Origin of the sequence: Streptomyces sp. NBC_01477 (assembly GCF_036227245.1) — a bacterium.
Taxonomy (GTDB): domain Bacteria; phylum Actinomycetota; class Actinomycetes; order Streptomycetales; family Streptomycetaceae; genus Actinacidiphila.
Genome location: NZ_CP109445.1, coordinates 3,604,042 through 3,622,074 on the forward strand (window position 1 = coordinate 3,604,042; position 18,033 = coordinate 3,622,074).

General features: G+C 73.8%; 16 protein-coding genes. 3 read left to right on the top strand and 13 right to left on the bottom strand.

The features are described from left to right. Genes OHA86_RS14760 through OHA86_RS14800 form a run of 9 tightly spaced genes read right to left on the bottom strand, consistent with a single transcriptional unit; the run spans position 1 to position 8,330 of the window. Positions 1 to 1,566 (bottom strand): complex I subunit 4 family protein, encoded by a 1,566-nt coding sequence (locus tag OHA86_RS14760; RefSeq protein WP_329175668.1) that lies wholly within the window; start codon positions 1,564 to 1,566, stop codon positions 1 to 3. Positions 1,567 to 1,572: 6 nt separating this feature from the next. Next, positions 1,573 to 3,561, bottom strand: coding sequence for an NADH-quinone oxidoreductase subunit 5 family protein (locus OHA86_RS14765; RefSeq protein WP_329175670.1), 1,989 nt, complete (start codon positions 3,559 to 3,561; stop codon positions 1,573 to 1,575). Next, a complete protein-coding gene (gene nuoK / locus OHA86_RS14770; protein ID WP_329175672.1) occupies positions 3,558 to 3,926 on the bottom strand; it encodes an NADH-quinone oxidoreductase subunit NuoK in 369 nt (122 codons plus the stop codon). Before nuoK ends, OHA86_RS14765 begins: the two co-directional genes overlap by 4 nt. Beyond that, entirely contained in the window at positions 3,926 to 4,528 is a 603-nt protein-coding gene (locus tag OHA86_RS14775) for an NADH-quinone oxidoreductase subunit J family protein (protein WP_329175673.1), read from the bottom strand. The genes nuoK and OHA86_RS14775 overlap by 1 nt, the downstream gene beginning before the upstream one ends. Beyond that, on the bottom strand, positions 4,525 to 5,175 hold the full coding sequence (locus OHA86_RS14780; protein ID WP_329175675.1) for a NuoI/complex I 23 kDa subunit family protein: 651 nt from the start codon (positions 5,173 to 5,175) through the stop codon (positions 4,525 to 4,527). The genes OHA86_RS14775 and OHA86_RS14780 overlap by 4 nt, the downstream gene beginning before the upstream one ends. Positions 5,176 to 5,177: 2 nt before the next feature. After that, complete coding sequence (locus tag OHA86_RS14785; protein ID WP_329175677.1) at positions 5,178 to 6,140, bottom strand: complex I subunit 1/NuoH family protein; 963 nt, start codon at positions 6,138 to 6,140, stop codon at positions 5,178 to 5,180. Beyond that, positions 6,137 to 7,111 carry an NADH-quinone oxidoreductase subunit C gene (locus tag OHA86_RS14790; protein ID WP_329175679.1) on the bottom strand — a complete coding sequence of 325 codons (975 nt, stop codon included), beginning with the start codon at positions 7,109 to 7,111 and terminating at the stop codon, positions 6,137 to 6,139. The genes OHA86_RS14785 and OHA86_RS14790 overlap by 4 nt, the downstream gene beginning before the upstream one ends. Then, on the bottom strand, positions 7,108 to 7,938 hold the full coding sequence (locus tag OHA86_RS14795) for an NADH-quinone oxidoreductase subunit B (RefSeq protein ID WP_329175681.1): 831 nt from the start codon (positions 7,936 to 7,938) through the stop codon (positions 7,108 to 7,110). The genes OHA86_RS14790 and OHA86_RS14795 overlap by 4 nt, the downstream gene beginning before the upstream one ends. After that, positions 7,929 to 8,330 carry an NADH-quinone oxidoreductase subunit A gene (locus tag OHA86_RS14800; RefSeq protein ID WP_329175684.1) on the bottom strand — a complete coding sequence of 134 codons (402 nt, stop codon included), beginning with the start codon at positions 8,328 to 8,330 and terminating at the stop codon, positions 7,929 to 7,931. Before OHA86_RS14800 ends, OHA86_RS14795 begins: the two co-directional genes overlap by 10 nt. Before the next feature lie 302 nt (positions 8,331 to 8,632). On the opposite strand from OHA86_RS14800, the gene OHA86_RS14805 reads away from it, so the two are divergent. The 3 genes from OHA86_RS14805 to OHA86_RS14815 all read left to right on the top strand — a co-directional run bounded on the left by OHA86_RS14805 (position 8,633) and on the right by OHA86_RS14815 (position 12,803). Continuing rightward, positions 8,633 to 9,850, top strand: coding sequence for a sensor histidine kinase (locus OHA86_RS14805; protein ID WP_329175685.1), 1,218 nt, complete (start codon positions 8,633 to 8,635; stop codon positions 9,848 to 9,850). A gap of 269 nt (positions 9,851 to 10,119) precedes the next feature. After that, positions 10,120 to 11,289, top strand: a complete 1,170-nt coding sequence (locus tag OHA86_RS14810; protein WP_329175686.1) for a lytic polysaccharide monooxygenase — start codon at positions 10,120 to 10,122, stop codon at positions 11,287 to 11,289. A 161-nt stretch (positions 11,290 to 11,450) separates the two neighbouring features. Continuing rightward, positions 11,451 to 12,803 (top strand): sensor histidine kinase, encoded by a 1,353-nt coding sequence (locus OHA86_RS14815; protein WP_443071730.1) that lies wholly within the window; start codon positions 11,451 to 11,453, stop codon positions 12,801 to 12,803. A 125-nt stretch (positions 12,804 to 12,928) separates the two neighbouring features. Here OHA86_RS14815 and OHA86_RS14820 read toward each other — a convergent pair whose 3' ends face one another. The 4 genes from OHA86_RS14820 to OHA86_RS14835 form a co-directional block, all read right to left on the bottom strand. Continuing rightward, positions 12,929 to 14,167 carry a dihydroorotase gene (locus OHA86_RS14820; protein WP_443071992.1) on the bottom strand — a complete coding sequence of 413 codons (1,239 nt, stop codon included), beginning with the start codon at positions 14,165 to 14,167 and terminating at the stop codon, positions 12,929 to 12,931. Positions 14,168 to 14,220: 53 nt separating this feature from the next. Beyond that, entirely contained in the window at positions 14,221 to 15,657 is a 1,437-nt protein-coding gene (locus OHA86_RS14825; RefSeq protein WP_329175689.1) for a Zn-dependent hydrolase, read from the bottom strand. Between the two features lie 170 nt (positions 15,658 to 15,827). Then, complete coding sequence (locus OHA86_RS14830) at positions 15,828 to 16,874, bottom strand: hypothetical protein (protein WP_329175691.1); 1,047 nt, start codon at positions 16,872 to 16,874, stop codon at positions 15,828 to 15,830. Next, on the bottom strand, positions 16,871 to 17,818 hold the full coding sequence (locus OHA86_RS14835) for an IclR family transcriptional regulator (RefSeq protein WP_329175693.1): 948 nt from the start codon (positions 17,816 to 17,818) through the stop codon (positions 16,871 to 16,873). Before OHA86_RS14835 ends, OHA86_RS14830 begins: the two co-directional genes overlap by 4 nt. Positions 17,819 to 18,033 lie beyond the last annotated feature (215 nt).

An 18,033-nucleotide genomic window follows, 5' to 3' on the forward strand; every position in this document is an offset into this window, starting at 1 on the left:
TCAGTGGCCTCCGAGCAGGGAGCGTACGGCCGGGTCGGTGAGCCCCAGCAGGGCGGCGGGCCACAGGCCCGCCAGGACGGTGAGCGCGGCCAGCGGCGTCCAGGCGGCGAGTTCGTACGCCTTGACGTCGGCGAGCGCGGGCCGCAGCTCCGCGGTGTCCCGGTCGCCCATGCAGACCCGGCGGACCACGGTCAGCAGATAGCCGGCGGTCAGCAGGGTGCCGAAGGCGGCGACGGCGGTGAAGGTGAGGTAGGCGGGGCGGCTGAGGCCCGGGCCTGGCTCGAAGGCGCCGAACATCGCGAGCATCTCGCCCCAGAACCCGGCGAGGCCCGGCAGGCCGAGCGAGGCGACCGCGGCGAAGGCGAGCAGCCCGCCCAGCCGGGGGGCGCGGCCGTAGAGGGCGGCGCCGGTGCCGCCGGCGAGCTGGTCGAGGTCGCTGGTGCCGTAGCGGTCCTTGACCGCGCCGACCAGGAAGAAGAGCAGGCCGGTGATCAGGCCGTGGGCGATGTTCGCGAAGAGCGCGCCGTTGACGCCGGTGGGGTTCATCGAGGCGATGCCGAGCAGCACGAAGCCCATGTGGCCCACGGAGGAGTAGGCGATGAGCCGCTTGAGGTCGCCGCCGTTGCCCTGCCGGGCCAGCGCGAGGCAGGCCAGCGAGCCGTAGACGATGCCGACGACGGCGAAGGCGGCCAGGTAGGGGGCGAAGGTCTGCATCCCGCCGGGCGTGTCGGGGAGCACGATCCGCACCAGCCCGTAGGTGCCCATCTTCAGCAGCACCCCGGCCAGCAGGACGGAACCGACGGTGGGGGCGGCCGTGTGGGCGTCGGGGAGCCAGCTGTGCAGCGGCCACATCGGGGCCTTGATCGCCAGGCCGGTCCCGATGGCCAGGACGGCGATCAGCTGCGTGGAGTGACTGAGGTGTGACCCGTTGTCAGTGGCGAGTGCCACCATGTCGAATGTGCCCGCTTTCACACCGATGAGAAGCAGGCCGAGCAGCATGATCACGGAGCCGAGGAGGGTGTAGACGATGAAGCGCAGGGCCGACCGCTCGCGGTCGCCGCCGCCCCAGCGGGCGATCAGGAAGTACATCGGGATGAGGACCATCTCGAAGGCCAGGAAGAACAGCATCAGGTCGAGCACGGCGAAGGTGGCCAGCGTGCCCGCTTCCAGCAGGAGCAGCAGCGCGACGAAGGCCTTGGCCGAGCCGCCGGCCGGCAGGTGGAAGTAGGAGTAGAGCGCGCACAGGAAGGTCAGCAGCGCGGTCAGCACCAGAAGGGGGAGGGAGATGCCGTCGATGCCCAGGTGGAGGTGGATCCGCAGCGCGGGGATCCAGTTGAGGTCGGTGCTCGCCTGCATCGTCTCCGGGTGGTCGTGGTCGAAGCCGACGGCGAGCACCACGGCGAGGATCAGGACGGCGCCGGAGACGGTCACGCCGTGCCGCAGTACGGCCTGGTCGGGGTCGCGGCCGCGCAGACCGGGCGGCGGCGGGAGCAGGGCGCCGACCGCGCCGAGCAGCGGCAGCACCACGACCGCCGCGAGGACGTACTGGAGTGCGGTGTCGTTCACTGGTTCTCAGCCTCCGACGGCGACGAGGACGGCGAGCACCACGGCGCCGGCCAGCAGCGCGCTGAGGTAGGTCTGGACGTTTCCGGTCTGGGCCTTGCGGACGGCCGCGCCCAGCAGTCGCGGGGTGCCGCCCGCGCCGCGGACGTAGGTCTCGATGACCTCGCGGTCCAGGAAGCGGACCAGGTTCGCGGCGGCGAGCACCGGGCGGACGAAGAGCGCGCTGTAGACGGCGTCGAGGCGGAAGCCGTGGGCGGCGAGCGGGTGCAGCGGGCCGAGCAGCAGCCGGCCCGGGTCGCCGGGGTCGTCCGCGGCGGCGATGTCGCCGTAGATCGCCTGGTGGGTGGCGATCGCCTCGGCCTCGACGAGCGCGGGCTCCGCGTCGGGGTCGGCGGTGACGACGGCTCCGACGGGTACCTCCTTGCGGGTCGCGGTGCTCGCGGACCAGGCGCCGTAGGTGATGAGGACGCCCACGAGGGCCAGTCCGGTACCGAGGACGGAGGTGAGCAGGGTCGGGCCGAGCGGGGCGCCGCCGAACCAGTCGGGCAGCTCGCGGTAGGTGAGGCCGCCGAAGGCGAGGGTGGGGACGGCCAGCACCCACAGCACGCTGGTCATCACGACCGGCTGCCTGCCGTGGTCGGGGGCGTCGGGGCCGCTGCCGCGGAAGGCCAGCAGGAAGAGCCGGGTCGCGTAGCCGGCGGTGAGCACGGCCGCGGCGAGTCCCGCGACCAGCACGGTCCAGCCGACCGCCGACGGCACGTGCGCGGTGTCGCCGGACGAGGCGTGCTCGGCGGCGCGCAGCACCGATTCCTTGGAGAAGAAGCCGGACAGCGGAGGGAGGGCGGCGAGGGCGGCGAGGGCCAGGCCCATCGTCCACATGGCGTCGGGGACGCGTTTGCCGAGCGAGCCCATCCGGGACATCGCGGTGAGCGAGTTGGTGCCGGCGGCGTGGATGACGACGCCCGCGCCCAGGAAGAGCAGGGCCTTGAAGGCGCCGTGCGAGAGGAGGTGGAAGACGGCGGCGTCGCGGTCGCCGACGGCCAGGGCGCCGGCCATGTAGCCGAGCTGACCGATCGTGGAGTAGGCCAGCACGCGTTTGATGTCGTCCTGCGCGAGGGCGGCGAGCGCGGAGCCGACCATCGTCACGGCGGCCATCGCGGCAAGCACGGCCAGCGCGGCGGCCGACGCGGTGAAGACCGGCAGCAGCCTGGCCACCAGGTAGATGCCGGCCGCGACCATGGTGGCCGCGTGGATCAGCGCGGACACCGGGGTGGGGCCTGCCATGGCGTCGGGCAGCCAGGTGTGCAGCGGGAATTGCGCGGACTTGCCCGCGACCCCGGCGAGCAGCAGCAGCGCGACCACGGTGGGGTGGTGCAGCTGCCCGTGGGTGGCGGCGCCGAGGATGCCGGAGATACGGAAGGTGTGCGCGTCGGTGGCGAGCGCGAACACCCCGATCAGGAAGGGGACGTCGCCGAGCTTGGTGACCAGGAAGGCCTTGATCGAGGCGGCGCGGGCGGTCTCGGTCTCCCAGTAGTGCCCGACCAGGAAGTAGGAGCAGATGCCCATGACCTCCCAGCCGACCAGCAGCACCATCAGGTCGCCCGAGTAGACGACCAGCAGCATCGCGGAGGTGAAGAGCGAGACCAGAGCGGCGTACGACGGATAGCGCGGGTCGTCGCGCAGATAGGAGACGGAGTAGAGCTGCACGCAGGTCGCGACCAGGCCGACCAGGACCGCGATCAGCACCGAGAAGCCGTCCAGGTGCAGGGACAGGTCGATCGGTACGGACCCGGTGACGGTCAGCCGGTGCGCGCCGTCGGTGGGCGCGCCGGTGCCCTGCCGCGCGGCGGTGACCGCGGCGAGCACGAAGGCGACCGCGGTGGGCATGACGGCCAGCGGGCGGACGAAGCCGGGCGCGCGCCGGCCGAGCAGCAGTCCGGCGGCCGCGCCCAGCAAGGGCAGGAGGGGTACGAGCGCGGCAAGGGCGATCAGGGTCACGCGGAGGCCTCTGCCTTCTCGTCGTCCGCCGCGGGTGCGGGCGTCACGTCGGGTGCGTCGGGTTCCGCGAGGCCGGTGAGCCGGTCGATGTCGGAGCTGCCGCGGTTGCGGAAGACCAGCAGCACGATCGCCAGGCCGAGGCCGATCTCGGCGGCGGCGATGGTGATGGTGAAAAGGGTGAGCGCCTGGCCGGCGTGCAGGGAGTCGCGCAGCCAGACGTCGAAGGCGACCAGGTTGAGGTTGACGGCGTTGAGCATCAGCTCGACGGACATCAGGACGAGGATCGCGTTGCGGCGGGCGAGCACACCGTAGAGGCCGACGCAGAAGAGGAGGACGGCGAGGACGGCGGGATAGGCGAGGTGCATCAGCTGCGCTCCTTGCCGTCGGCGGGCGCGCCGGCGGGGACGGCAGTGCCGGCGGGGTCACCGGTGTCGCGGCGGGACAGCACGATCGCGCCGACCAGCGCGGCCAGCAGCAGCACCGACAGCGCCTCGAAGGGCAGCACCCAGTGCCGGAAGAGGCTTTCGCCGGTGGCCCGGGATGAGCCCTGCGCGACGCCGTGCAGATTGATCCAGGTGGTACGGAAGGCGTCCACCACCACCCACACCAGGGCGGCAGCGGCGGCGACCGCGACCACGAGGGCGACCAGCCGGTTCTCCGAATCGGCGTCCGGGGAGCGGCCGATGGGCGCCTTGGTCAGCATCAGGCCGAAGAGGAGGAGGACGACGACGGAACCCACATAGATCAGCACCTGCACCCAGGCGATGAATTCGGCGGTGAGCAGCAGGTACTCGACGGCCAGGCCGCCGAGCGCGACGACCAGCCACAGGGCGGCGTGCACCAGCTGCCGGGTGGTGACGGTCAGCAGGGCCGCGCCGAGGGTGGCGAGGCCGATCAGGACGAAGGTGATCTCGACGCCGGTCGGGGAGAGGAAGCCGGGATGGTGGGCGGCGGCGCTGACGTTCACGCGTCACCCTTCCCCTGCTCGTCGCTCTGCCCGTCGCCCCGCTCAGGAGCGCCCCGCTCAGGAGCGCCCTGCCCGGGGGCAGCCTGTTCGGCGGCGTTCTGCTCCTCGGCGGCAGCCGCAGCCGCGGCCTTCTCCGCCTTCTCCGCCGCCTTGCGGGCCGCGGCGATCTCCTTCGGCTCCTCCGCCGCGGGGTCGAGCGCGGGCGGGGCGGGGACCGTCCACATCCAGTCCCGCAGTTTGTCGCGTTCGTGGGTGAGGTCGAGGATGTCCGTCTCCGCGTACTCGAACTCCGGTGACCAGAACAGCGCGTCGAAGGGGCACACCTCGATACAGATACCGCAGTACATGCACAGGGAGAAGTCGATGGCGAAACGGTCCAGGACGTTGCGGCTGCGCTCCCGCCCGCCGGGGGCGGCCGGCGGCGCGGTCTCCTTGTGGGAGTCGATGTAGATGCACCAGTCGGGGCACTCGCGCGCGCACAGCATGCACACCGTGCAGTTCTCCTCGAACAGCGCGATCACCCCGCGGCTGCGCGGCGGGAGTTCGGGCTGCGTGTCGGGGTACTGGGCGGTGACGGTGCGCTTCGTCATGGTCCGCAGGGTGACGGCCAGGCCCTTGGCGAGACCGGATCCGGGGATGGGGGGCATGGCTAGGAGATCACCACCTTGACGACGCCGGTCAGGGCGATCTGGGCGAGGGACAGCGGGATGAGCACGGTCCAGGCGAGCTTCTGCAACTGGTCCTCGCGCAGCCGCGGATAGCTGACCCGCAGCCAGATCACGACGAAGGCCAGCAGCGCGGTCTTGACCAGCGTCCACACCCACCCGGCGCTGCCCGACCACGGGCCGTGCCAGCCGCCGAGGAAGAGCACCGTGGTCAGCGCGCACAGCACGACGATGCCGGCGTACTCGGCGAGCAGGAACAGCGCGAAGCGCAGCCCGGTGTATTCGGTGTAGGCGCCGAAGATGATCTCGGAGTCGGCGACCGGCATGTCGAACGGCGGGCGCTGGAGCTCGGCGAGCCCGGCGGTGAAGAAGACGAGGCCGCCGACCAGTTGCCAGGGCGTCCACCACCAGTGGTAGCCGTCGAGGATGCCGGGCAGCGACAGGGTGCCGGCCGCCATCGCCACGGAGGCGGCGGTCAGCAGCATCGGCAGCTCGTACGCCATCAGCTGGGCGGCCGTGCGCAGGCCGCCGAGCAGCGAGAACTTGTTGGCCGACGCCCAGCCGGCCATGAGCGAGCCGAGCACGCCGACGCCCATCACGGCCAGGACGAGGATCAGCCCGGCGTCCACGGTCTGCCCGACGAAGCCGTTGGGGCCGACCGGGATCACGATGAGCACCAGCAGATACGGCAGCAGGGCCACCGCGGGCGCGAGCTGGAAGACCCGGCGGTCGGCGTCGGCCGGGACGATGTCCTCCTTCTGGGCGAACTTCACCCCGTCGGCGACGAGCTGCGCCCAGCCGTGGAAGCCGCCGGCGTACATCGGGCCGAGCCGGCCCTGCATGTGCGCCATGACCTTGTGCTCGGCCTGCCCGACCAGCAGCGGGAAGGTCAGGAAGACGACGAGGACGGCGACCAGCCGCAGGACGACGTCAAGCGTGTCGTTCACGTGCGGTCGCCTCCTTCTGCGGGCGGTTCCTTCGGAGCGGGCGGCTCAGCGGCGGGGGGTTCCTCCGGGGCCGGGGGCTCTGCGGCCGGCGGCTCCGCGGCGGGCGGGTCTTCCGAGACGGGAGGCCCGGCGGCCGGGGGTTCGGCGGCGGGCGGCTCCTGCGGGGCGGGCGGCTCAGCCGGTGAGGGCCCGGCAACCGGCGGCTCCGCAGTGGGCGGCTCCTGCGGGGGCGGGGCCTGCGGGGCCGCCGCCGGACGCTGCCAGGGCGCGTCCGGGGTCTGGCTCGCGGAGCCCTCGGTCACGCTGCGGGTGCGCCGGGCCGGCCGCTCGCCGGGGGCCGCGGCACCGCGGGCGGCACGGGCCGGGCGGGCGGGGGCAGCCGGGAGCTGGCCCTTGAGCGGGCCCCACTCGTTCGGGTCCGGCACCCCGGGCGGCTGCATCTGCCGCCGCTTGGGGCCGCCGTCGTGCGACTCCCCCGGCTCCTTCGCGCCCGGCCAGGCCTTCGCGACCCGGGCGGCGAGCACGAAGTCCTTGCGCAGCGGGTGTCCCTCGAACTCCTCGGGCAGCAGCAGCGGCAGGAGCCCGGGGTGCCCGGTGAAGGCGACGCCGAACATCTCGTACGTCTCCCGCTCGTGCCAGGCCGCGCCCGAGTAGACGCCGGTCGCGGTGGGGACGGCGGGATCGTCGTGCCCGACGGTCGTCCGCAGCAGCAGCCGCCGTACGCCGCCGCCGCCCGCGGCACCGGCGGAGTGCAGGGCCACCACGTGCGCGCACACCCGGAAGCCGGTGCCGGGCTCGTCGACCGCGCTCAGCCAGTCGAAGAAGGTGCAGCCCAGCTCGTCGCGGGCCGTGGTCAGCGCCGCCACCCACGCCTCGGGCGGCACATCGACGGTCAGCAGGTCGTACGCCTCCTCGGCGGTGGCGCCCGCGCCGAAGATCTCCGCGGCCTCGCGCGGCAGCCAGCCCGTCACAGCGTGTCCCCCGAGCCTGAACCGGAACCGGAAGCGGAATCAGAACCGGACCCCGGAGCGGAACCCGTACCCGTAGCGGCGCCGGAGCCAGAACCGGTGTCCGGCCCGGACGCGGCACCCGGTGCGGCCGGCGGGGTGACGAGCCCGCTGGTCAGCGCCTGGACGGACGGCCTGGCGGGCGCGTACCGCTCCGCCAGCGACTCGCGGGCGATCTTCTCCTGGAGCTTGAGGATGCCCTGGAGCAGCGCCTCGGGCCGCGGCGGGCAGCCGGGGACGTAGACGTCGACCGGGATGATCTGGTCGACGCCCTTGGTCACCGAGTACGAGTCCCAGTACGGGCCGCCGCAGTTGGAGCAGGCGCCGAAGGAGATGACGTACTTCGGCTCGGGCATCTGCTCGTAGAGCCGTTTGACGGCCGGGGCCATCTTGTCCGTCACCGTGCCCGAGACGATCATCAGGTCGGCCTGCCGCGGCCCGGGGGCGAACGGGATCACGCCGAGCCGGATGAAGTCGTGCCGGGCCATGGAGGCGGCGATGAACTCGATCGCGCAGCAGGCGAGGCCGAAGTTGAAGACCCACAGGCTGTAGCGGCGGCCCCAGTTCAGGACCACCTTCATCGGCTCGGGCGCCAGCCGGGACAGCGGGCCGAGCCGGCGCGGCTCGGGAAGCAGCTCGGGCGGTGCGACGGAGGCGCCACCCGCGCCTCCCGCACCGTCGGAGCCGGAGCCGAAGCCGGAGCCAGCGACGCTGGAGCCGGGGACGCCAGGAACGCCGGAGCCGCCGGAAGCAGCAGCCTGGGCCGCCGAAGCGGCCGGGGTCAGGTCCATTCCAGGACGCCCTTCTTCCAGGCGTAGAGCAGCCCGACCGCGAGGAAGCCGATGAAGACGAACATCTCCACCAGCGTCGTGCCCCCGTAACCGGGCGCGGCGAAGACCGTCGCCCAGGGGAAGAGGAAGATCGCGTCGACCGCGAAGATCACGTAAAGGAAGGAGTACACGTAGTAGCGGATCTGGGTGTGCGCCCAGTCCTCGCCGACCGGGTCGACCCCGCATTCGTAGGTGAGCATCTTCTCCGGCGTCGGCACGACCGGCCGCAGCAGGCGGCCGGAGGCGAAGGCGACGGACACGAAGAGCACACCGACGACTGCGACCAGGCCGACGACCGAGTAGCCGTGGAAGTAGTCCACGTCCGTCCGCCCCTCGTTGACTCGTTCACTCATCGACCGGTGGTGTCCAGCGATCCGGTTGGATCTTTAGCCGATCCATACGGGGGGAGTCTAGGCCCTGGCCTGTTCGGCACGGTCCGCCGTGTCCCCTCAGCCGGACGGCTCCGCCGCGGGACGGCCCCTCCGCGTCCACCCGGGCACAACGCCCCGGCCGCAGGACCGGCCTCCCGCAGCCCACCCGGGGACAGCGGCCCGGCCGCCGCACCGCCACCGCGGCCCACCTGGGGATAACCCCACCCAGCTCCCGCCCACTCCCCCCATGGCGCGGGAGGCCGCTCCCCCGGCAGGCTGGGGCCATGAACGCCTCGCCGCCCTCCGCATCCCGCACGGTCACCGCCGCCGCGGCCGACCCGGCCGACAGCGCCGCCCTCCCGCCGCCGCGCTTCGCCTTCGACGCCGTGACGTGGAAGGAGATCCTCAACCTGCTGCTCAACCTCCCGATGTCGATCCTCGGCTTCGTCTACGTCGTCGCGACGCTGTCGATCGGCGCGGGCCTGTCGGTCACCGTGATCGGCCTGCCGCTGCTCGCGATGGGCCTGCTGGGCTGCCGGATGCTGGGCACGGTGGAGCGGGCCAGGGCGCGCAGGCTGCTGGGGGTGCAGGTGGACGACCCCCGTCCGCTGCGGCCCGGCAACCTGGGCTTCCTGCCCTGGCTGTGGGTCACGCTGAAGGATCCGGTGGCCTGGCGGCACGCGCTGTATCTGGCCATCCGGCTGCCGTGGGGCATCGTCACCTTCACCGTGACGCTGACCTCGCTCTTCGTCGCCTGGCCTGTGCTGCCGTTCCTGTCCCGCGGGATGTCGGCGGTGGACCGGGCGCTGGTACGCGGGCTGCTCCAGCCGTCCGACGAGCTGGAGCAGCGGATCGCGGAACTGGAGTCCGACCGGGGTGTCGTGGTGGACACCGCCGCGGCCGACCTGCGGCGGATCGAGCGCGACCTGCACGACGGGGCGCAGGCCCGCCTCGTCGCCCTCGCGATGGACCTCGGCCTGGCCAGGGAGAAGCTGCTCGAAGACCCCGAGGCGGCGGCCCGGATGGTCGACGAGGCGCACGGCGAGGTGAAGGTCGCCCTCCAGGAGCTGCGCGACCTGGCCCGCGGCATCCACCCGGCTATCCTCACCGACCGCGGCCTGGACGCCGCCCTGTCGTCGGTGGCCACCCGCTGCACGGTCCCGGTCTCGGTCACCGCGGACCTGCCCGCCCGCCCGGCCGAGGCGATCGAGGGCATCGCCTACTTCACCGTCTCCGAGCTGCTGCAGAACGTCAGCAAGCACAGCGGCGCCTCGCACGCCTCGGTGGACCTGTGGCGCAGCTCCGACCGGCTGATGATCCAGGTGCGCGACGACGGCCGCGGCGGCGCCGACGTGTCGGCGGGCTCGGGCCTGGCGGGGCTCGCGGAGCGCCTCGACTCGGTGGACGGCCTCTTCGTGGTCGCCTCTCCGGCCGGCGGCCCGACCGTCGTGACGGCGGAACTCCCCTGGCGCGACCGCGACTTCCGCCGGCCGCAGCGGTGAAGCAGCACTGAATCAGACCTGAATCAGCACCGAGGCGGCAGCGAGGCGGCACCCAGCCGGAGCTGACCCTGCCCGGCGCGCCGCGGCCTGCGGGACGTGGCGCGCCGACTTTGGCATGTACCTGTGATCGAGCTGTTTACACGTCCTTGATGTGCTGTTAGCTTCGCGAATGGGAGCGCTCCCATGGAGTCTCCCGCCTACCCCCCACCCCCGGGGACCCGGCTGCGGTGGGCCACGGCCCCGGGGACGTTCCCGGAAAGGTCACCACCTTGAAGAGAAACTCGAAGAGAAACAGGAAGCTCTCCTTAATCGCTGCCCTCGCCACGCTGCTCTCGGCCCTCGGCATCGTCCTGCTCGGCCAGGGCTCCGCCCAGGCGCACGGCGTCGCGATGGCGCCCGGCTCGCGTACGTACCTCTGCTACCAGGACGCCAAGACCCCCACCGGCGCGCTCACCCCGACCAACCCGGCCTGTGCCGCGGCGGTCGCCCAGAGCGGTACGACGCCGCTCTACAACTGGTTCGCGGTGCTCGACTCCAACGCGGCCGGCCGCACCTCCGGCTACGTGCCCGACGGGACGCTGTGCAGCGCGGGCAACAAGTCGCCGTACGACTTCTCCGCCTACAACGCGGCCCGCGACGACTGGCCGCGCACGCACCTGACGTCCGGCTCCACGATCCAGCTCCAGTACAGCAACTGGGCCGCGCACCCGGGCACGTTCCACATCTACGTGACCAAGCAGGGCTGGTCCCCGACCACCCCGCTGGCCTGGGCCGACCTGGACCCGATCGGGACCAGCACCAACCCGCCCGCGGTGGGCTCGCCGGGCACCGACGGCGGCCACTACTACTGGGACCAGGCGCTGCCCGCGGGCCGTACGGGCAACGCGCTGATCTTCATCCAGTGGGTGCGCTCCGACAGCAACGAGAACTTCTTCTCCTGCTCCGACGTCGCCTTCGACGGCGGCCACGGCGAGGTCACCGGCATCCACCTCGGCAGCACCACCCCGCCGACCACGCCGCCGCCCACGTCCCAGCCGCCGACCACCCCTCCCCCCACCTCGCAGCCCCCGACGACCCCGCCGCCCACCTCGCAGCCGCCGACCACCCCGCCCCCCACCACCCCGCCGGGCGACGGCACCTGCATGGCCATGTACTCGGTGACCAACGCCTGGAGCGGCGGTTTCCAGGGCGAGGTCGAGGTCATGAACCACGGGACCTCGCCGACGAGCCACTGGAAGGTCAACTGGACGCCGGGCACCGGGACGCAGATCAGCAGCCTGTGGAACGGCACCCTGACCACCAGCGGCGGGGCCGTGAGCGTGACCAACGCCGCCTACAACGGCACGATCGCCCCGGACGGGAACACCACGTTCGGCTTCACGGCCAACTCGACCGGCAACAACCTCCCCATCGGGTCCACCACCTGCACGTTCTCATGACAGGCTGACGCGCCGACACCGGTGTCCGCCCCGCACGGCCCCGCGGCTGTGCGGGGCGGACGCGTGCCGGGCGGCGGACGGCCCCGGGTAGGGGTAACCCCACCCCGAAGAGACCGATCGGCACCATGGGTCCGCGATCCCCGCCGGGCGAGTCTTGGGGTATGACGAGCAGCGCGGAAAGGGCGGTCCCGACCATGGCGTACGGCTACGAGGCTCAGGAGCAGGAGCGGCACCGCGTCCCGGTCGCGGTGCGGGCGCCCTTCGAGGCCAGGACGTGGCGGGAGTTCGGCTACGCGCTGCTGAACCTGCCGATGGCCGTCACCGGCTTCGTGTGGACCGTCACGATGCTCTCGCTCAGCGCGGGCCTGCTCATCACCTTCATCGGGCTGCCGCTGCTGGTGCTGAGCCTGGGCGGCTGCCGGGCGATCGGCCGGGTCGAGCGCGGCAGGGCCCGCGGGCTGCTGCTGCTCGACGTGGACGAGCCGGGGCCGGTCCGCACCAAGGGCAAGGGCTTCCTGGCCAGGATGGGTGCCCAGCTCGGCAGCGGCGTCAACTGGCGGCACGCCATCTACACGCTGCTGCACTTCCCGTGGGGCATCTTCACCTTCTCCGTCTCCCTCAGCTTCTTCACCTACGGCTGGGGCCTGCTGACGTACCCGCTGTGGCGCTGGATCTTCCCGGTCTACTTCGGGCAGCAGGGCCTCCAGATGTACGGCAGCGGCGACGGCCGGCACGGCTGGTGGCTGCACACCCCGGCGGACATGGCGCTGTGCGTGCTCGTCGGCGGGCTGCTGGTGCTGGCCATGCCCTGGGTGATCCGCGGTATGGCCCACGTGGACCGGATGATGGTGCTCGGCCTGCTCGGCCCTTCCCGGCTGGACGACCGGGTCACCGAACTGGAGTCCGACCGGGGTGTCGTGGTGGACACCGCCGCGGCCGACCTGCGGCGGATCGAGCGCGACCTGCACGACGGGGCGCAGGCCCGCCTCGTCGCCCTCGCGATGGACCTCGGCATGGCGAAGGAGAAGCTGCTGGAGGACCCGGCGGTGGGCGCGGTCATGGTCGAGGAGGCGCACGGCGAGGTCAAGATCGCCCTCCAGGAGCTGCGCGACCTGGCCCGCGGCATCCACCCGGCGATCCTCACCGACCGCGGCCTCGGCCCGGCGCTGTCCGCGGTCGCCGCCCGCTGCACGGTGCCGGTCACCGTCACCGTGGACCTGCCGGCCCGTCCGGTGCCCGCCATCGAGGGCATCGCGTACTTCACCGTCTCCGAGCTGCTGCAGAACGTCAGCAAGCACAGCGGCGCCTCCCGCGCCTCGGTGGACGTCTGGCAGGTCGAGGACCGGCTGATGCTGTACGTGTCCGACAACGGGCGCGGCGGCGCGTCCCTGTCGGCAGGTTCCGGGCTGGCCGGTCTGGCCGAGCGCCTCGACTCCGTGGACGGTGTCCTCGCGGTCGACTCCCCGCCCGGCGGCCCGACCCGCGTGACGGCCGAGCTGCCCTGGCGCGCCTGACCGGCGCCCCGCTCTCCGCGCGCCCCCGTCCGCCTCCGTCCGCCCCCGTCCGGTTCGCCCGGGCGGGGGTGAGCCGCGTCCGGGCGCACTTCGCGGCCTGCACTTCGCGGCCTGCGGTCCGCGGTCTACGGGAGGGTGTGGGTGGGGCGGCCGGCCAGCGCGGTCAGCCGGACGCGGTGGGCGAAGTCGGCACCGTGGAAGGGGGAGTTGGCCGAGCGGCTGAAGCGGGCGGCGGGGTGCGGGCGCCAGCGCTCGGGGCGTACGACGCAGAAGGTCGCCGGTTCGCCCGGCGCCGTCGGGCGGCCCGCGAGGTCGGCGACGCCGCCGACGGCCGCCGGGCGTACGGACATCACGGCGGCCACCGCGGCCCAGTCCACCGTGCCGGTACGCAGGTCGGTGAAGACGTCGGCCACCACCGGCAGCGCCGTCTCCAGGGACGTCAGGCCGAAGGCCGCGGTCAGCCAGGAACCGGACTTCGTACGGGCCGGGTGCGGGGCGTGGTCGGTGGCGACGATGTCGATCGTGCCGTCGCGCAGGGCCTCGCGCACCGCCGTCACGTCCTCGGCCGAGCGCAGCGGCGGGTTGACCTTGAGCGCGGGGCCCCGGCGGACCGCGTGCCGGTCGGTGAGGACGAGGTGGTGCGGGGTCACCTCCGCGGTGACCGGCAGCCCGTCGCGTTTGGCGGCCCGCACCAGGGCGACGGCGCCCGCGGTGGACACGTGGCAGATGTGCAGCCGGCCGCCGGTCGCCGCCGCCAGCGCCAGGTCACGGCCGATGACGGCCTCCTCTCCCGCGGCCGGCCAGCCGGGCACGCCCAGGCCTGCGGCGACGGGGCTGTTGACCACCCCGTCGCGGACGATGGCGGTGCTCTGCGCGTGCTGGGCGAAGGCGGTGCCGTGCCGGGCCATCGCGGTGAGCAGGTCGAGCACCAGTCCCGCGTCGTCCACGCAGCGCCCGTCGTCGGAGAAGAGGGTCACGCCCGCGGCGGCCAGCGCGGCCACGTCGACCAGCGCCTGCCCGTCGAGTCCCGTGGTCGCCGCGGCCACCGGGTGGACCCGGACCGGCAGGCCCTCGGCACGCCGCCGCAATTCGCGCACCCGGGCCACGGTGTCGGTGACCGGTGCGGTGTTCGCCATCGCGAAGACGTCGGTGAAACCGCCGGCCGCGGCGGCCCGCGCCCCGGTCGCCAGGGTCTCGGCCTCCTCGCCGCCCGGTTCGCGCAGATGGGTGTGCAGGTCCACGAGCCCTGGCAGCACGACGCCGCCGGAGGCCCCGGGCGGGGCGGGCCGCAGCTCCTGGATCAGCCCGTCGGCGACGACCAGGTCGTACAGTCCGTCCCGCCCGGCGACACCGACCCGCTCCACCCGCCACGCGCTGTCACCGGTGCCGGGGCCGCCGGCCGCGGTCGCGGGGCGCGTCACCGGTCCGCCCCGTCCAGCCGCCGGAGTGTCTCCAGCAGGACGCGTACGCCGGCGGCGATCTGGTCCGTGGGCGTGAACTCCTCGGGTACGTGGCTGAGCCCGTCGTCGCTGGGTACGAACAGCAGCCCGGTCGGCACGACATGGTTGATCTGCTGGGCGTCATGGCTCGCGCCGCTCGGCAGGACGCGGTAGGCGGAGCCCAGCGCCGCGCAGGCGTCCCTGGCGTGGTCGGCCACCCAGCCGGGCAGCAGCACCGGCGAGGTGTCGGCGACGACCTCCGTGCTGAGCCCGACGCCGTGGGACCGGGCGAGCGCGTCGAAGTCGCGGGCCAGCGCGGTGGCGGTGGCCCGCTGCCGTACGGGGTCCACGTCGCGGATGTCGACGAAGAATTCGACCGCGCCCGGCACGGTGGTGATCGACCCGGGTTCGACGCCGAGCCGGCCGACCGTGACGCGTACCCCGCGGTGCTGCGGGTCGCGGGCGAGCCGGTCGCCCAGCACCACGCACTCGGCGGCGGTCACCAGCGCGTCCCTGCGCAGGTGCATGGGGGTGCCGCCGGAGTGGGTGGCGCGGCCCTCGACGCGCACCCGCAGCCGGGTGCTGCCGGAGATGACGTCCACCACCCCGATGCCGAGGCCCTGCGAGCGCAGCACCTCGCCCTGCTCGATGTGCAGTTCGACAAAGGCGAACCAGTCCTCGGGCCGCCAGCGCGCCCGGTCCACCCGGTCGGGCCGCAGCCCCGCCGCCGCCATCGCCGCGGCCATGGTGACGCCGTCCCGGTCGGTGAAGCCGGCCAGGTCGGCGGCGCCGGTCAGGCCCGCGGCCATCCGGCTGCCGTTGCAGGCCTGGCCGAAGCGGGCGCCCTCCTCCGCGGCGAAGGCCACGAACCGCCAGGGCCTGCGGTGCGGTACGCCCTGCCGGACGACGACCTCGGCGACCTCCATGGCCGCGACGACCCCGACGATGCCGTCGAACCCGCCGCCCTGCGGCACCGTGTCCAGGTGCGACCCGGTCCCGACGGCGCCGCCCTCCCCCGTCCCGGCCAGCTCGGCGACCGTGTTGCCGGCCTCATCCGTCCCCACGGCCAGCCCGAGCGCCCCCATGTGCGCGGCGAACACGGCATGCGCCTCCCGCTCCAGCCGGCTGTACGCCAACCGGGTGCACCCGGGCCCGCCTTCACTGAGCGCGGCGAAGCCGGCGAGATGGGCACCGATCCGCCCGCTGTCCACGACGAGGCCGCCCGCGCCGGGCGCGGTGGCGTCGACATCGGCCACGCGCGTGCCGGGCGCGCTCCTGTCGGCCGAGGCGTCGGCCACCCGCGTACCGGGCGGGTCGGCGGCAGTGTCCGGCACGGTCGCCGCGCCCACGGCGTCGGGCTCCGCACCGGCTGCGTGTGTGGCGTTCACCGTGCCGGGCACCGGCGCATCGGTCACGAGCGCGTCGTTCAGGGGCGATCCGGGCGCGGGCGGCGAAGCGTCGGCGTCGGACCCGTCGCTCGCAGGCGCGTCAGCCTCAGGCCCGGCGGGCGCAGACGTACCGGCCGGGGCGCCGGCCACCGCGTCAGGCGCGGGCGCGTCGGCCGCAGGCGCTGCCTTGGGCGGGGTCATGCCTCGGACTCCGGTGTGGCCAGGGCCACGCCTTCGGGGCGGGTGGCGGGGTGGGCCGGGGTCAGGGAGCAGACCGCCACGACGTGTGCGCCGTGGCCGGTCACCGCGCGGATCAGCGGGGTCAGGTCCTCGCCCGGCGCGCCGCCGCGGGTGACGACGACCGTGCGTTCGCCCGGTATGACGTCCTCGACGATCAGCCGTCCGAGGTCCTCCACCACGACGCGGCGGCCGACCTCCAGAGTGCGGGCGACGACGTGCGCGAGCAGGACGTCCGCGGTGTCGTCCCGGCTCACCACCGCTTCCGGGCGGTAGCGCGCGGCGAGGGCGGCCAGTGCGGCGCCGGCCTCCTCCACGCCGGCCGGGTCGTCGCGCGGCGGGGGCGGGAAGACCGGGTTGGGGCTCGTGGGCATGGCGCTCTCCTGTCGGGTCGTACGGTTCTCCTGCTCGGGGGCCGCGGCGTCCTCGCCGACGGGTACGAATCCGGCGCCGCTCCTGCGGACGACGGCGGTGCCCCGCTCGAAGCCGGGCACCGCCGTCCCGGCGCCTGCGGCGACGACCACCGCGGCGGCGTACGGAACGCAGTCCGCCGCGCGCAGGAGCGCGAGTGCTTCCGCAGCCGAGGCGGCCTCGACCGCCAGAACGACGACCGTCTCGCCGGGGTGGAGGTCGCCGAGTGCGGGGGCGCCGGGCGCGCGGGCGGCGAAGGGCAGGCCGGTCTCCAACGAGACCGCCGCGCCCAGCGCCTGCGCGCCGGGCCCGACCGCCAGCAGGCGGTCGGCGGTGGGGGCCGCGCCCGGGGCCAGGGCCGCGGCGAGCCGGCGCAGCAGCGAGGGGCGGGCCAGCCAGCCGGCGGGGTCGGCCGCGGTCAGGTCGGCGGCCAACTCGGCGGCGAGTACGGCGGCCGGCCGTTCGAGCCCGGCCGGCACCCCCGCGCCCCGGACGGCCGTGCCCGGCGCCCCCGCCGCCCGAACGGCCGTGCCCGGCCGCCCTGTCACCCGGACAGCCGCGCCCGCGTCCGGCGCCGCCGGCCCCGCGCCGGTCATGGCCGGTCACCGCCGGTGAGCGAGGGGCGGGGGGCGGAGAAGTCGGCGGACGGGGGGACGTCGGCCGCCAGAAGGTCCGTCAGTTCCGCCTCCGTCGGGTCGGGGGCGAAGGCCCGCTCGTAGCCCTGCTCCCGGGACAGCGCCTGCGCCGCGTCCAGGACTATGCGCGCGGCGACCGCCCGGTCGGCGGGGTCGGCGACCCTTGACCAGGCCGCGCAGACGGTCACCGCGGTGCTGACCCGGCCTGCGGCGCCGGTGCGTACCGGCGCGGAGACCGCCCACACGCCCTCGTCCAACTCGTTGTCGCAGACGTCGAAGCCGCGTTCGCGTACCACGGCGAGGTGGTCGATGAGCCGGTTGATCTCCCGGACGGTGCCGGAGGTGAAGGAGGCACGCGGATACGACGCCAGCAGCCGTTCGACGAAGGCCGGGTCCTGGTACGCGAGGATCGCGCGGGCCGACGCGGCGGCGTGCAGCGGCACTTCCTGGCCGAGCCGGACGAACAGCCGCAGCGGGCGCTTGGTGCCGGCGATGGACACCGCGACCACCCGGCCGTCGATCAGCTGGGTGAGCACCACGCTCTCGCCGCACCGGCGTTCGGCCTCCACCAGGGCGGCGGGCGGCTGGATGACGAACGGTTCGTAGTCCTCGACATGGCCGAGGTTGAGGGCGCTCTGCCCGAGCACGTACCGCTTGGTGGTGGGCGACCGGCTGACGAAGCCGGTGTGCTCCAGGGTGCTCATCACCCGGTGCATGCTGCCGACCGGGATCTCCAGCTGCTGGTGCAGCTGCTGGAGGGTCAGGCCCTGCCGGTACGCGGACAGATGGGTCAGCACCGACAGCGCCCGCACCACCACGTGCATCGGCTTGTCCGCGCCCGACCGCTCGGATCCCGACCGCTCCGGCCCTGGCCGGTCGCCGCCACCGCCGCCGTGCTTGTCCATCGACTTCCCCATCCCGTTGGTTTCGCCACCGTTACCGCGAAGCTGTTTCCGTAACACGGAATCAATAATTCGGCTCTGTACCCGGAGTATCCGAGCCCCGGCGGGCGGCTGTCAATGACACCCCCGGGTCATTACCTGGCCGTATTGCTGATTCCCCAGATCATCGCCCCCTTGACTCTTGACAGCCGGACCGAGGCATTCCAATACTGACGAAT